The organism is Sinorhizobium chiapasense, assembly GCF_045277575.1.
In the GTDB taxonomy this organism is placed as follows: Bacteria; Pseudomonadota; Alphaproteobacteria; order Rhizobiales; family Rhizobiaceae; genus Ensifer; species Ensifer chiapasense_A.
The window spans coordinates 1,680,001-1,694,886 of the sequence record NZ_CP144206.1 but is presented as its reverse complement, the minus strand read 5'-3'; the positions used below and the strand labels follow the sequence as shown (position 1 = coordinate 1,694,886).

Below are 14,886 nucleotides of genomic sequence, written 5' to 3'. Positions count from 1 at the left end.
GGGTCACGCCTCCTTGAGCGCAAGACGGGTTGTGCGCGGCAGGCAGATGAGCCTGTCTCCGGCCGTCAGTACGAGATCGACACCGCGCGGGAAGATCGCACGATTGGCAGTCCAGAATTCGAGGAAGACGTCGGGCAGGCCGTTCACGGCAATTTCCGTCTCGCCCTTGATCCCGGGACCCTTGGCGGTGAGCACTTGGCCGCCGGTCAGCGCCTCGACTTCGATGACGAGCGTCGTCGAACGATCCGGATATTCCTGGCTGCCGAGCGAGAACTGGTCGAAACCGGGGAAGGCGGCGCCTTTTTCGATGAAGGCGAAGCGGGCATCCGTCTTGCTGACGGTGGCGGAGGCACCCGTGTGGAAGGCGATCCATTGCGGAACGGCCGATTTTCCGAGCGCCGAAGTGAGCCAGATGGGCGTGTCATGATCGCAAAGTGTGAGCGCCACCGCGCCGGCAGCTACGCCGAGCGAAGCGGGTGGGGCGCTCGTCGTCTCGAGGCGCTTGATCGTGCCCGGACGAGCGAAACCGTCCATCAGGCAGCGGAAGACGGATTGGGCGGCAAAGACCGGATCTGCGAAAGCGCCGGCGTAGATCTGCGATTGGCTGGCCATCAGTCGTCTCCCCGGACCATGGTGAAAAAGTCGACGCGGGTTGCCGCAGTCTCTTCAGCATTGCGGCGTTCTTCCTGCGCGAGCCGCTCGGCCACGCGGCGAAGCAGGGACTCGACATCTGCCTTGTTGCCAGCGCGCTGGGAAAGGGCGTCGAAGATTGCCGCCAGGCGGGCGCGCTGCCTGTCGGTACCAAGCATCTGCCCGTGGCCGATCTCGCCGGTCGAAAGCCGGATGGTCGCGCGCGAGACCGTAGCCTCGCCAAGATTGAAGGGATCTCCGCCGCCGCCGATCCGGCCGCGCACCATGACGAGACCTGTTTCCGGGCCGCGGACCGGATGAACCTCCGGTTTATCGGCCAGCGCTTCCCAGGCGGCATCGAGCTCGTCGAGGGTTGCGCGGGCGAGCAGCCCCATGGCCTTTTTGCGCGTCGGCTCCGGCGGGCTTTCCTGTTTCAGCTTCGCATCCATCATTTTCACCTCAAATGTCTATTGATCTAGACAACTGTACATCTTATACTTTTCCATAACGTCGGCAAATGACAGGCTTGTGACATGGCAATGCGAAAAGTGGTGGAGCGCCAAACCGGTGTCGCTCTCTGGCGGCAGATCGCCGACAGAATTCGCCTGGCCATCAGCAATGGCGACTATGACGCGACCGGCATGGTGCCGCCCGAAACGGCGCTCGCCGGCGAGTTCGGCGTCAATCGGCACACGGTCAGAAGCGCGCTGGCAGCCCTTGCCGAAGAGGGGCTGGTGCGGGCCGTCCAAGGACGCGGCACGATGATCGAGCGCAAGGAAAGGGTGAGCTATCCGATCTCGAAGCGCACGCGGTTCTCACAGGGCCTCGGCCAACAGGTGAAGGAGATCGGAACCAGACTGATCGCGCACGCCGAAGTGCCAGCAACCGGCGAAGTGGCAATAGCACTTGGCCTCAGGCCCGGTGATCCGGTGATCGAACTCAGGACCGTCAGCAGCGGTGACGGCCGCCCGCTCTCGGTGTCGTCGAGCTACTATCCGGCGCAGCGGTTTCCGCGCATGGCCGAGGAGTTCGAGCGCTTGCATTCCGTCACCAAGGCCTTCGCCGCCCATGGCCTGGATGACTATGTGCGCGCTTCGACCGAGATTGTCGCCCGCCATGCCGACGCCGAGGAACTTTCGATGCTGAAGCTTTCGCCGGGCGCGATCGTGCTCGAGGCGCAATCGCTTAACGCCGATCTCGGCGGCAAACCGGTGGAGTTTTCCCGCAGCCGCTTTGCGGCAGACCGGATGAAGCTGCGGATCGAGACATAGGATAGCGCCGCCAACGGCCCACGGCGACGACGCCACACCCAGTTTCAAGCGTTCGATCGAGGAAATAAGGCGGATAGGTCGCATTTCCGACGTGTTTTTGCCGCATCACCGATACTTGCATCAGGATCCACGCATTGGGAATTCTCGCAGGGGAGAATGGAAATGGCGACGTGGCGACCCGATCCTTCCTTCTATCCATCACCGCGCATGGCGGCCAAGGCTCCAAAGGAAACGCTTGCCTATGTGGCGGCGTTCGATCCAGAGCGAACAAGGCCGGATGCGATTGCAGTCGTTGACGTCGATCCGGCGTCTTCAAGCTATTCGCAGATCGTCGGCCAGGTTGAGATGCCGAATGTCGGCGACGAACTGCACCATTTCGGCTGGAATGCCTGCTCCTCGTGCCTGTGCCCCAATGCGCCGCATCCGCATGTCGAGCGGCGGTATCTGGTGGTGCCGGGTTTGCGATCCTCGCGTCTGCACATCATCGACACCAAGCCGGATCCGCGCAATCCGAAGATCGTCCGGGTGATCGAGCCTTCGGAGATCGCCGAGAAGGCGAATTATTCGCGGTTGCACACGACCCACTGCGGACCCGAGGGGATTTACGTCAATGCGCTCGCCGATCGCGACGGCAAGGCGCCCGGCGGCATCTTCCTGCTCGACCATCGGAGCTTCGACGTGCTCGGGCAATGGGAAATGGATCGAGGTCCGCAGAAACTCGCCTATGATTTCTGGTGGCATCTCGGCCATGACACGATGATCACCAGCGAATGGGGCACGCCGGAAACGTTCGAGAACGGGCTGGTTCCGGAGGTGCTGCTCGGCTCGAAATATGGCCGCCGCTTACATTTCTGGGACCTGCACAAGCGCAAGCACCTGCAGGAGATCGACTTCGGCGAGGAGCACCAGCTCGTCTTCGAATTGCGCCCGGCCCATGATCCGACCAAGGCCTATGGCTTCGTTGGCTGCGTCATCAGCCTCAAGGACCTCTCGGCCTCGATCTGGACCTGGTATCGCGACGGCGACCGATGGGCCGTGAAGAAGGTGATCGAGATTCCGGCAGAACCAGCGGACCCGGATCTGTTGCCGCCGGTGCTGAAAGGTTTCAGCGCGGTCGCGCCACTCGTTACCGACATCGATCTCTCGATGGACGACCACTTCCTATACGTCTCCTGCTGGGGCACCGGCGACATGATCCAATACGACGTTTCCGACCCCTTGGCGCCGAAGGAAACGGGCCGGGTGCGGATCGGCGGCATCGTTTCGCGCGCCTCCCATCCGAAGGCGACGAACGGAGCGCTGAACGGCGGGCCACAGATGGTGGAGATCAGCCGCGACGGCAAGCGGGTCTATTTCACCAATTCGCTCTATGGCGCCATCGATCCGCAATTCTACCCTGATGGTATCGGCGGATGGATGGTCAAACTCGATGTCGCCGACGGTGGCGGCATCGCCTTCGACGAGAACTTTTTCGTCGACTGGCCGAAAGGCCACCGCCCGCATCAGGTTCGCCTCGAAGGCGGCGACTGCTCGTCGGATTCCTATTGCTATCCATAGGGAGGGGGCGACCATGCGGTCCTCTCAGAGCGAATGACGACCGCCTGGCCGTGGCTTTCGATTATCGGTCTCGGCGCCTTTCACGGCATCAATCCGGCGATGGGCTGGCTCTTTGCGGTCGCGCTAGGGCTTCACCGCCAGAGCCGCCGGATCGTGTGGTTGTCGCTTGCTCCGATTGCTGTCGGTCATGCCGTCTCCGCTGCGCTCACGCTGGCGGTGGTCGTCGCGTTCGGCGCGGTGTTGGAGCCGCATCATTTCAGGCTCGTCGCGGCACTGCTCATTCTCAGCGTCGCCGCGTACGGCGCGCTTTACGGACACCGCCACCGGGTCAGGGTCGGCATGCGTGCCGGCATGGCCGGACTTGGCCTCTGGTCCTTCCTGATGGCGACGAGCCACGGGGCGGGCCTGATGCTGGTCCCGGCGGTCCTCAGCCTCTGCGTGGCGGATCGAGCCGGAGACCTTGCAGTCGCAGGCTCGCTGCCGGTCGCGCTTGCCGCCGTTGCCGTTCATGGCGCGGCAATGCTGGCCGTCGTCGCGGCGATTGCGATTGCCGTGTTCGAATGGCTTGGCCTGGCGGCACTTCGTTCAGCCTGGATCAATTTTGACCGCCTCTGGACAGTGGCGCTGAGCGCGACCGGTATCGTGCTTCTCGTCCAGTGAACCCGTGCTATGACCGCCGATCGAGGCGGGGATGCGCCTAACCTTGGGCCTTCACATAGCTGATGTAACCGCGCACATCGGTGGCCGGTTCGGTGTAGGCATTACCGAGCGTCTTCTCCATGTTGCCGACGTAGGTCTTCGCCCAGTCCGGAAGCGCGTAGTCGATTGCCGCCAGGAACTCGAGGGTTGCTGCGAGTCGGATGTCGGCGATCGACGGCTTGGATCCGCCGATGAAGGGCTTGTCGCCGATATAGAACGCCCGAAAGACGTCGAGCGGTTCGGCAAGCGCCTCTGCGGCTGCCCGTCGCGCCTTCTCCTTCGTCTCCGCGTCGGCATCGCTGCAACCGACTTCCCCCGGATAGAGCGGGAAGTTCAGGGCCGGGTAGGTGGCCCGCGCGAGATAGGGATAGAAGGTGCCGATCAGGTAGAACATGGCGCTGTCGATCATGGCGCGGGTCTCGGGATCCTTGGGATAGAAGTCGTCAAGCCCGTGCTTGTTGCAAAGATACTGCATGATCGCGCAGCTCTCCCACAGGGCACCCTTGGGCAGCTCCGCAGTCTCCATCATCGGTGTCAGATGCGACGGAGCCTTCGCCAGATATTCAGCCGTCCGAGTCTGGCCAAAGACGTCCTGCTCGCTGAAATCGAGTTTGGCTGCCCGCAGGAAGACGCGCGCCGTCATGTTGTTTACGCTGGGCTTGATCACGTTGAGCTTGATTGCAGACATGTCACTCCTCCCTTTTGGTCGCGATACCGCAATTGCTGCCGTGCCGGCCGGTTGCGCGCGTTGGACGATAGGCGGTGAGCGCGACTGAACCTATCGCGACCGATACGGATCCTTCGGCTGCCGGTCGGACGACAGCGTCGGCCGGGCGCGCGCGGTCAGTGCCTCGATCGCATCGGCCAAGTGCACCTCGGCGATATTGTAGTCGCCGCGTGCGACCCTGACCCTGTGTGCCTCCATCAGCACCTCGGCATGGCTGTGGCCCGGCGGCGGCTCGAAGCGATAGGAGGCGAGTTCGATCAGCAGCCCCAAAGGATCCTCGAAGTAGATCGAGTCCATGAAGCCGCGATCCTTGACGCCACTATGCTGGATGTTTCGCTCGTCGAGCCGCTCCACCGCCTGGTTGAACGTCGCGCGTGAGACGGCGAAGGCGATGTGGTGCACGCAGCCGATATCTGTCGGTGTTCGCTCTGGGTCGGGCTTGCGATTCTCGTCGGTGAAGATGGTGATCAGGCGGCCATCGCCCGGGTCGAAATAGAGATGGCTTTCGCTTGCCCGGTCGAGGTTCGGCTGCTCGAAGATGAAGGGCATGCCGAGAAGCCCCTCCCAGAAATCGATCGACGTCTGCCGGTCGGCGCCGACGAGCGTGATGTGATGAACCCCTTGCGATTGCAGTTTTCGCATCAATGGCCTCCCGAGGAAGCGGAGGACCGGGGCGAAACGGTATCTGGTTTCACCCTTTCCGCTGCACTCGATTGTCGTCCGTCGCGAGAAGAAGGCAAGCGCCAATGCAGGGGGAAGCTGCGCGGAATGCGTCGGCAAGTATCGGTATCGCGGCCGCACGCATCAGAAGATCATGCACGATGTAGCCGCATCCCGATCCAGAGGAGCTGCGGCCAGAAACGAGCGATGAGACGCCCTATCAGGGTAGGGGGTCCGAACACTTCGGCGATCGACGTCATCGACACAACATAGCACCGACTGGCGCCGACAACCGCGCGAGACAGCAGAGATCCTCCGCCTCCGTGTCAGATATTGCGGCGCTTGCCCTCGATCAGGTCGAGCACGGCGCGGGCGGCGTCGAGCACGTTGGTGCCCGGACCGAAGACGGCCGAAACGCCATGGTCCATCAGGTAGTCATAGTCCTGGCGCGGGATTACACCGCCGCAGATGACGATGACATCTTCGCCGCCGCGCTTCTTCAGGGCTTCCGCGAGTTGCGGCATCAGGGTCTTGTGGCCGGCGGCAAGCGAGGAGACGCCGATGACATCGACCTTGCTGGCAAGCGCCATGTCTGCGGCCTCTTCCGGCGTCTGGAACAGCGGGCCCGCAAGCACGTCGAAGCCGATGTCGCCGAAGGCAGACGCGATCACCTTGGCGCCGCGGTCATGCCCGTCCTGGCCGAGCTTGGCGACCATGATCTTTGGCTTGCGGCCAAGTTTTGCCGAAACCTCGTCGAGTCGTCCGGAGAGGACGTCGAGTTCCGGCTCGCCCTCATAGGCCTTGCCGTAGATCTTGCTGACGACCTTGGGCGTTGCCGCGTGGTCGCCGAAAGCTCTGCGCATCGCGTCGGAAATCTCGCCGACGGTCGCGCGCGCCCGAGCCGCCTCGACGGCGGCGGCAAGCAGATTGCCTTGGCCGGTACGTGCCACCTCGGAAAGGGCGCCCAGAGTCTCCTCGACCTTGATGCTGTCGCGTCGCCGCTTCGTCTCCTCGATGCGGCGGATCTGCGCGGCCCGCACGGCGCTGTTGTCGATTTCCAGGATGTCGATCGGCTCCTCGTTGTCGAGCCGGTACTTGTTGACGCCGACGATGATCTCCTCGCCCTTGTCGACGGCGGCCTGGCGACGGGTCGCCGCCTCTTCGATCAGCCGCTTCGGCAGGCCCGCATTGACGGCGCGGGTCATGCCGCCCATCGCCTCGACCTCTTCGATCAGTAACCAAGCTTTTTCCGCGAGCTCGTTGGTCAGGCTTTCGACGTAATAGGAGCCGGCGAGCGGATCGACCACCTTGGTGACACCGGTCTCGTGCTGCAGGATTAGCTGCGTGTTGCGGGCGATGCGGGCGGAAAACTCCGTCGGCAGCGCGATCGCCTCGTCGAAGGAGTTGGTGTGCAGCGATTGCGTTCCGCCGAGGGCCGCCGACATCGCCTCGAAGGCCGTGCGGATGATGTTGTTGTAGGGATCCTGCTCCTGCAGCGAGACGCCGGAGGTCTGGCAGTGGGTGCGCAGCATCAGCGAGGACGGCTTCTTCGGTTCGAACTCCTTCATGATCCGTGTCCAGAGCAGACGCGCGGCCCGGAGTTTCGCCGCCTCCATGAAGAAATTCATGCCGATTGCGAAGAAGAAGGAGAGCCGGCCGGCGAAGTCGTCGACATTCAGACCCTTCGCCAGCGCCGCGCGCACATATTCACGTCCGTCCGCGAGCGTGAAGGCGAGCTCTTGCACCAGTGTCGCGCCGGCCTCCTGCATGTGGTAGCCGGAAATCGAGATCGAGTTGAACTTCGGCATCTCCTTGGCCGTGTACTCGATGATGTCGGCGACAATGCGCATCGAGGGTTCGGGTGGATAGATATAGGTGTTGCGGACCATGAACTCCTTCAGGATATCGTTCTGGATCGTGCCCGAAAGCTTGTCGCGCGAAACGCCCTGTTCTTCGCCGGCGACGATGAAGGAGGCGAGGATCGGGATGACCGCGCCGTTCATGGTCATCGACACCGACATTTCGTCGAGTGGGATTCCGTCGAACAGGATCTTCATGTCCTCGACCGAGTCGATCGCCACGCCCGCCTTGCCGACATCGCCCTCGACGCGCGGGTGATCGCTGTCGTAGCCGCGGTGGGTTGCGAGATCGAAGGCGACCGAAAGACCCTTCTGGCCGGCCGCGAGGTTCTTGCGGTAGAAAGCGTTCGAGGCCTCGGCCGTGGAGAAGCCCGCATATTGGCGGATCGTCCAGGGGCGGCCGGCATACATGGTGGCGCGCGGTCCGCGCACGAATGGCTCGAAGCCCGGCAGTGATCCGAGATGGTCGATCGCTTGCAGGTCGTCAGCCGTATAGAGCGGCTTCACGGCGATGCCCTCTGGCGTCTGCCAGGTGAGGCTTTCCGGCGCTGCCTTGAGTTCACGCTCGGCGAGCGTTTCCCAGTCCTTGATTGTCTTGTCAGTCATGGGCGTTACTCCGTTCGCAGCGCGTAGTCAGGTGGTGGGCGGCGGCACCCCCCTCTGTCCTGCCGGACATCTCCCCCACAAGGGGGGAGATAGAGGAGGCGAGGCCTCGTTCCACCATCGGCCGTTTCCGCTTATCCAGCCGTTTAGGTACGTCTGACTCTCTCGAATTTAGGAACTGCTGAGCGTGCCGCTTGCCGATCTCCCCCCTTGTGGGGGAGATGCCCGGTAGGGCAGAGGGGGGTATCACCCAGAGCGTCATCATTCAAATTCCATGATCAGTTCGTCGACGGCGAGGCTGGCGCCGGCGGCGACCGCCACGCGCTTGACCACGGCCCGTTTTTCGGCGCGCAGGATGTTCTCCATCTTCATTGCCTCGACGACCGCGAGCGCCTGCCCCGCCTCGATGGTATCCCCCGCCTTGACCGAGACCGAGGTTATGACGCCGGGCATCGGGCAGAGCAGCATGCGCGAGGTGTCCGGCGGCAATTTCTTTGGCATCAGCCGCGCGAGTTCCGCAACGCGCGGGCTCCTGACATGTGTGACGACATCAATGCCGCGCCAGCGCAGCCGGAGGGCGGTTCCGACCAGATCGACTTTGACGCTCAGGGGCTCATTGTCGATATTGAAGGTGGCAAGCGTACGACCGGGCGTCCAGTCGCCGGCGATGGTCACCGACGTGCCATCGGCGAAGCTTACATAGGATCCGTCGGCGGATGCGCCGGCAGTCACGGCGAGATCGCGATCGGCGAGGCTCACCACCCAGTCATGGCCGACGACGCGGCGATGATTGCCGATCGTGCCGGAGATCTGGCTGGCGCGTTCCTGCAGCACCTGGTTGATCGAGACGGCGACGGCAGCAAGCTTGCGCAGCGACTGCTCGTCGGCCGTAACGCCATGGAAGCCCTCGGCAAATTCCTCGGCGATATAGGCGGTCGTCAGCCGACCGTCGCGGAAACGCTGCTGCTGCATGACAGCCGCAAGGAACGGCAGGTTATGACCGATGCCTTCCACCTCGAACTGGTCGAGCGCGTCGGCCATTGCCTCGACCGCCATAGGCCGGTCCGGTGCCCATGTGCAGAGCTTGGCGATCATCGGGTCGTAGAACATCGAGATCTCGCCGCCCTCGAAGACGCCGGTGTCGTTGCGCGTCACTGTGCCATTGTCGCGCGTGCCCTCGAACGGGGGACGGTAACGCGTCAGCCGGCCGATCGACGGCAGGAAGTTTCGATAGGGGTCTTCGGCATAGAGCCGGCTTTCGATCGCCCAGCCGTCGAGCTTCACTTCGTCCTGGCCGAAAGCGAGCTTTTCGCCGGCGGCGACACGGATCATCTGCTCGACGAGATCGAGCCCGGTGATGAGTTCGGTCACCGGATGCTCGACCTGCAGGCGGGTGTTCATCTCCAGGAAGTAGAAGTTGCGCTTGCCGTCAACGATGAATTCCACGGTGCCGGCCGAGTGGTAGCCGACGGCCCTGGCAAGCGCGACAGCCTGTTCGCCCATGGCCTTGCGGGTCTCGGCATCGAGGAAGGGCGAGGGGGCTTCCTCGATGACTTTCTGGTTGCGCCGCTGGATCGAGCACTCGCGCTCGCCGAGGTAGAGCGTGTTGCCGTGCTTGTCGCCGAGCACCTGGATCTCGATATGACGCGGCTCGGTCACGAACTTTTCAATGAAGATGCGGTCGTCGCCGAAGGCGTTCTTTGCCTCATTCTTGGAGGACTGGAAGCCTTCGCGCGCCTCCTGGTCGTTCCAGGCGATGCGCATGCCCTTGCCGCCGCCGCCGGCGGACGCCTTGATCATCACGGGATAGCCGATCGACGCGGCGATCCTAACGGCCTCATCGGCATCCTCGATGAGGCCCATATGGCCCGGAACCGTCGAGACGCCGGCTTCCGCCGCCAGCTTCTTGGACGTGATCTTGTCGCCCATTGCCTGGATCGCGCCAACCGGCGGACCAATGAAGGCGACCCCTTCCTTTTCCAAGGCTTCGGCAAAGATGGCGTTCTCGGATAGAAAACCGTAGCCAGGATGGACGGCATCGGCGCCGGTCTTGCGGATCGCGTCGATGATCTTGTCGATGACGATATAGGACTGAGCCGACGGTGAGGGGCCGATATGCACGGCCTCATCCGCCACGCGCACATGCATCGCGTCGCGGTCGGCGTCGGAGTAGACTGCGACCGTCGCAATGCCGAGCTTCTTCGCGGTCTTGATGACGCGGCAGGCGATTTCACCACGGTTGGCGATGAGGATTTTCTTGAACATTTGTTTCTCTTTCAAAGCCTTCATGGCGCGTCAGCGTTTGAATTTGCGGCGATAGGGCAAAAGCGCGATCGACGATGCCGCGGCAGCACCTCCGAAGAGCAAAGCGAAGGGCACGACGACCATGAGGGTCGCGAGAACCGGGCTAGTGGAGCGGGCGATATGGGTACCGACGGCGCCGATGTTGAGCCAGATCAGCACGCCGGCCGTCAACGCCCCGATCGCCACGCCTAGCAGCGCGTTGACGCTCATGTAACGCAGCATCTGCCAATGGTCGCGCCGGGCCTCTTCCGGCGTCATGACGCGCTCCGGCTCCGATTCCATCGTCGCCTCCATCAGAGCGGGATCGTATCGTGCTTACGCCAACGGACATCGACCTGCTTGTTGCGTAGCGATGCGAAGGCGCGGGCGATGCGGCGGCGCGACGAATGCGGCATGATCACCTCGTCAATGAAACCGCGCTCGGCCGCCACGAACGGGTTGGCGAAGCGCTCTTCATACCCCTTCGTTCGCGCGGCGATCTTCTCGGCGTCGCCGAGTTCCGAACGGTAGAGGATCTCGGTCGCGCCCTTGGCACCCATCACAGCGATCTCGGCGGTTGGCCAGGCATAGTTGACGTCGGCGCCGATATGTTTCGAGGCCATAACGTCATAGGCGCCGCCATAGGCCTTGCGGGTGATCAGCGTCACCATCGGCACGGTCGCCTGGCTATAGGCGAAGAGCAGCTTGGCGCCGTGCTTGATCACGCCGCCATATTCCTGGCTCGTGCCGGGCAGGAAGCCGGGCACGTCGACGAGCGTCAGGATCGGGATCGAAAAGGCGTCGCAAAAGCGCACGAAGCGGGCCGCCTTGCGTGAACTGTCGATATCGAGGCAGCCGGCGAGCACCATCGGCTGGTTTGCGACGACGCCGACCGTCTGGCCTTCCATGCGGATGAAGCCGGTGATGATGTTCCTGGCGAAGCTCTGCTGAAGTTCGAAGAAATCACCCTCGTCGGCAAGGGCCAGGATCAGTTCCTTCATGTCGTAAGGCTTGCTGGCGCTATCGGGGATCAGGCTGTCGAGACGCATTTCGAGCCGCGACGGGTCGTCGTGGAAGGGGCGGACCGGCGGTTTCTCGCGATTGTTAAGCGGCAGGAAGTCGAAGAGCAGGCGCGTCGCTTCGAGCGCTTCGATGTCATTTTCATAGGCGCCATCGGCGACCGAAGATTTTGAGGTGTGCGTCCGTGCGCCGCCGAGTTCTTCCGCCGTGACGATCTCGTTCGTCACCGTCTTCACGACATCGGGGCCGGTCACGAACATGTAGGACGAGTCACGGACCATGAAGATAAAGTCGGTCATGGCGGGCGAATAGACCGCGCCGCCGGCACAGGGGCCCATGATCACCGAAATCTGCGGAATGACGCCGGAGGCTTCGGCATTGCGGCGGAAGACCTCGGCATAGCCGGCAAGCGAGGCAACGCCTTCCTGGATACGGGCGCCGCCTGAATCATTGAGGCCGATGACCGGTGCGCCATTTCGGACCGCCATATCCATGATCTTGCAGATCTTCTGCGCATGGGTTTCGGAGAGCGAACCGCCGAGCACGGTGAAATCCTGGGAGAAGACATAGACCTGACGGCCGTTGATCGTGCCCCAGCCGGTGACGACGCCATCGCCGGCTACCTTTTGGCTCTCCATGCCGAAATCGACGCAGCGGTGCGTGACATACATGTCGTATTCTTCGAAGGAGCCCTCATCGAGCAGCACTTCAATGCGTTCGCGTGCCGTCAGCTTGCCTTTGCCATGCTGGGCGTCGATCCGCCGCTGGCCGCCGCCGGCTCTCGCTTCGGCCCTGCGGGCTTCGACCTGTTCTAGTATGGCGCGCATGGTGCCCTCCCGATTTTTTCACTGCCCGGCTTTTTTCAACGATTGTGCAGAGGCGCTTCGAGCTTCGCAATAGCGTCGAAGGTCGGATGGAAAAACGTCCCTTCATGTGCAAATGTGAAATAGAGAAATTTGTAAAACGTAAATTGCAAAGTTGCGAACATGGCGATCGGCAAGCTCTATATCGGCCGCAAGGTCAGGGAATTGCGGGAGGCGAATAGGGCGACGCAAGGTCAGTTCGCCGAGCGCATCGGCATCTCCACCAGTTATCTCAACCAGATCGAAAACAACCAACGGCCGGTCTCGGCTGCCGTGCTTCTGGCACTGGCCGAAAAGTTCCAGATCGATATTGCCGAGCTTTCGACCGGCGAGGGCGATCGCCTGCTCTCGGCGCTCTCGGAGGCTCTCAGCGATCCCTTGTTCGAGACCTATTCTGCAAGCCTGCAGGAGTTGAAGCTCGTCGCGCAGAACGCGCCGGGGCTGGCGCATGCACTGATCACCTGTCACCAGGCCTATCGCCGCAACAGCGAACAGCTTGCAAGCATCGACGACACGATCGGCCGCGGCGGGCCCTTCGTCGAAACGACGCCCTATGAAGAAGTGCGCGACTTCTTCCATTTCGTCGACAATTACATTCATGAGATCGACATGCTTGCGGAGCGACTTGCCGGGGAACTTGGACTCGGTGAGGGTGACAATCACGCCGCACTTGCAAGCTATCTGGAGCAGCGCCACGGCGTCCGGGTCGTTCGCGGCGCCGCCGGCGACGAGGCGATCCGTCGCTTCGATCCGCGTGCCCGGCTTCTCACCCTCAACCCTTATGCGCCGGCGGCGACCCGTGATTTCCAGATCGCGTTGCAGATCGCTCAGCTTCATGCCCGCGAGGAGATCGACCGGGTGGCCGGCAGCGCCGGCTTTCGCACCGAAGAGGCCTATGAGATCTGCCGCATCGGCCTGCAGAACTACTTCGCCGGCGCCCTGATCCTGCCCTATCAGGCCTTCTTAAAGGCCGCCCGTGACTTGAGGCACGACATCGAGCTGCTCGCCGCCCGTTTTGGCGCGTCGCTGGAACAGGTCTGCCACCGTCTCTCGACCCTGCAACGGCCGGGGCAGAAGGGTATTCCGATCTTCTTTGCCCGCATCGACCGGGCCGGCAACATTACCAAGCGCCACAGTGCCGCGAAGCTGCAATTTGCCCGTTTCGGTGCTGCCTGTCCGCTCTGGAACGTGCACCAGGCGTTCGAGACGCCCGGCCGGATCATCCGGCAACTGGCCGAGACGCCTGACGGAGTTCGCTACCTCTGTCTCGCCACCCAGATTACCAAGGGGGGTGGCGGTTTCCGCGCCGCGCAGCCGCGCTATGCGCTGGCGCTCGGCTGCGAGATTTCCTACGCCGATGCCTTCGTCTATGCGGACGACATGGATCTCGGTAACCGCGCCGCTTTCGATCCAATCGGCATTTCCTGTCGCATCTGCGAGCGGACGAAATGCGCGAGCCGCGCCGTACCGCCTTTGAAGCGCCGGCTGATCGTGGATCATGACTTACGCGGCGCTCTGCCGTATCGTCTAAGCGAGAGTTGATTTGGGGCGTCTGTTCATTTTTGAACAGAACCTGTGAGAAGTTGCATCTGTGCCGGTACGAAGTTTGGTGTAACTAGGCCCCCACGCCTACAGTGCCGCACGTCTTGTGAGACGCGCAAAAGTCGCAGTAGGACTCTGAGTTGCTGCAGGTTTAAAAGAAACCTGCAGCAGGTATGCGGTCAGGGAGGACGTGCATATGGATTTTCGCTTGTCGGAGGAGCAAGAGGCCATTCGTCAGATGGCGCTCGATTTCGCCCGCGACGAACTCGCCCCTCACGCAATTGACTGGGACCAGCAGAAGCACTTTCCGGTCGACACGCTGCGCGGTGCCGCGGCCCTCGGCATGGCCGGCATCTATGTCCGTGACGATGTCGGCGGGACGGGGCTGACGCGGCTCGATGCCGCGATCATCATCGAGGCGCTCGCGACCGGCTGCCCGGCCGTCGCCTCCTTCGTCTCGATCCACAACATGTGCGCCGGCATGATCGACCGCTACGGCACGGACGAGCAGCGGCAGCGGCTGCTGCCGAAGCTTTTGACGATGGAAGTTCTTGCAAGCTACTGCCTGACCGAGCCCGGCTCGGGCTCCGATGCGGCAGCGCTGAAGACCAAGGCGGTGAAGGACGGCGACAGCTATGTGCTGACCGGCCAGAAGCAGTTCATCTCCGGCGCTGGTGATTCGGGCCTCTACGTGATCATGGCCAGAACCGGCGAGGATGGCCCCAAGGGCATTTCCACCTTCGTCGTCGAGAAGGATGCCCCTGGCCTGACGTTCGGCGCCAATGAGAAGAAGATGGGCTGGCACGTCCAGCCCACCCGCGCCGTCATGCTCGATGGCGTGCGCGTGCCGGCGGAAAACCGTCTGGGTGCGGAAGGCGATGGTTTCAAGATCGCGATGGGTGGACTCGATGGCGGCCGTCTCAACATCGCCGCCGCGTCCCTCGGCGGCGCCCAGTCCGCCTTCGAGAAAACGCTGGCTTACGTCCAGGAGCGCCGCGCCTTCGGCAAGGCGATCGGCGAGTTCCAGGCGCTGCAGTTCCGTCTGGCCGACATGGCAACCGATCTCGAAATCGCCCGCACCTTCCTGTGGCGCGCCGCTTCGGCGCTGGATGCGGGCGACGCGGAAGCGACGAAACTTTGCGCCATGGCCAAACGCTTCGTCACCGACCGAT

13 protein-coding genes (1 of these 13 only partly in view) are annotated in these 14,886 nt (G+C 62.8%); 5 read left to right on the top strand and 8 right to left on the bottom strand.

Going from position 1 to position 14,886, the window contains the following annotated elements:
- Positions 1–3: 3 nt before the first annotated feature.
- Both phnH and phnG read right to left on the bottom strand, forming a co-directional pair.
- Entirely contained in the window at positions 4–612 is a 609-nt protein-coding gene (gene phnH / locus QM996_RS26625; RefSeq protein WP_334196894.1) for a phosphonate C-P lyase system protein PhnH, read from the bottom strand.
- A complete protein-coding gene (gene phnG / locus QM996_RS26620) occupies positions 612–1,079 on the bottom strand; it encodes a phosphonate C-P lyase system protein PhnG (protein ID WP_334198683.1) in 468 nt (155 codons plus the stop codon). Before phnG ends, phnH begins: the two co-directional genes overlap by 1 nt.
- 90 nt (positions 1,080–1,169) lie before the next feature.
- Between phnG and phnF the strand changes: the two genes are divergently transcribed.
- The 3 genes from phnF to QM996_RS26605 all read left to right on the top strand — a co-directional run bounded on the left by phnF (position 1,170) and on the right by QM996_RS26605 (position 4,118).
- Complete coding sequence (phnF, locus tag QM996_RS26615; protein ID WP_334198682.1) at positions 1,170–1,901, top strand: phosphonate metabolism transcriptional regulator PhnF; 732 nt, start codon at positions 1,170–1,172, stop codon at positions 1,899–1,901.
- Between the two features lie 162 nt (positions 1,902–2,063).
- Positions 2,064–3,458 (top strand): selenium-binding family protein, encoded by a 1,395-nt coding sequence (locus tag QM996_RS26610; RefSeq protein ID WP_334196893.1) that lies wholly within the window; start codon positions 2,064–2,066, stop codon positions 3,456–3,458.
- Positions 3,459–3,491: 33 nt separating this feature from the next.
- Complete coding sequence (locus QM996_RS26605; RefSeq protein WP_334196892.1) at positions 3,492–4,118, top strand: hypothetical protein; 627 nt, start codon at positions 3,492–3,494, stop codon at positions 4,116–4,118.
- Between the two features lie 37 nt (positions 4,119–4,155).
- Here the strand turns inward: QM996_RS26605 and QM996_RS26600 are convergent, their stop codons facing one another.
- From QM996_RS26600 to QM996_RS26575, 6 genes are all read right to left on the bottom strand, one after another.
- Positions 4,156–4,845: a glutathione S-transferase family protein gene (locus QM996_RS26600; RefSeq protein ID WP_334196891.1), complete on the bottom strand. Its 690-nt coding sequence runs from the start codon at positions 4,843–4,845 to the stop codon at positions 4,156–4,158.
- Between the two features lie 90 nt (positions 4,846–4,935).
- On the bottom strand, positions 4,936–5,526 hold the full coding sequence (locus tag QM996_RS26595) for a VOC family protein (protein WP_334196890.1): 591 nt from the start codon (positions 5,524–5,526) through the stop codon (positions 4,936–4,938).
- 344 nt (positions 5,527–5,870) lie between these two features.
- The gene (gene scpA, locus QM996_RS26590) at positions 5,871–8,009 is read right to left on the bottom strand and encodes a methylmalonyl-CoA mutase (RefSeq protein WP_334196889.1); all 2,139 of its coding nucleotides are present in this window, start codon (positions 8,007–8,009) and stop codon (positions 5,871–5,873) included.
- A gap of 258 nt (positions 8,010–8,267) precedes the next feature.
- Positions 8,268–10,271, bottom strand: a complete 2,004-nt coding sequence (locus QM996_RS26585) for an acetyl-CoA carboxylase biotin carboxylase subunit (protein ID WP_334196888.1) — start codon at positions 10,269–10,271, stop codon at positions 8,268–8,270.
- A gap of 30 nt (positions 10,272–10,301) precedes the next feature.
- Entirely contained in the window at positions 10,302–10,592 is a 291-nt protein-coding gene (locus QM996_RS26580; protein WP_334196887.1) for a hypothetical protein, read from the bottom strand.
- 11 nt (positions 10,593–10,603) lie between these two features.
- On the bottom strand, positions 10,604–12,136 hold the full coding sequence (locus tag QM996_RS26575) for an acyl-CoA carboxylase subunit beta (RefSeq protein ID WP_334196886.1): 1,533 nt from the start codon (positions 12,134–12,136) through the stop codon (positions 10,604–10,606).
- A 159-nt stretch (positions 12,137–12,295) separates the two neighbouring features.
- Here QM996_RS26575 and QM996_RS26570 point away from each other — a divergent pair, with 159 nt between their 5' ends.
- Both QM996_RS26570 and QM996_RS26565 read left to right on the top strand, forming a co-directional pair.
- On the top strand, positions 12,296–13,714 hold the full coding sequence (locus QM996_RS26570) for a helix-turn-helix domain-containing protein (RefSeq protein ID WP_334196885.1): 1,419 nt from the start codon (positions 12,296–12,298) through the stop codon (positions 13,712–13,714).
- A 196-nt stretch (positions 13,715–13,910) separates the two neighbouring features.
- Positions 13,911–14,886, top strand: the 5' portion of a protein-coding gene (locus tag QM996_RS26565; RefSeq protein WP_334196884.1) for an isobutyryl-CoA dehydrogenase. The gene runs 167 nt beyond the window's last position; 976 of the gene's 1,143 nt are visible here — the first part of the coding sequence; it begins with the start codon at positions 13,911–13,913; the stop codon falls past the right edge of the window.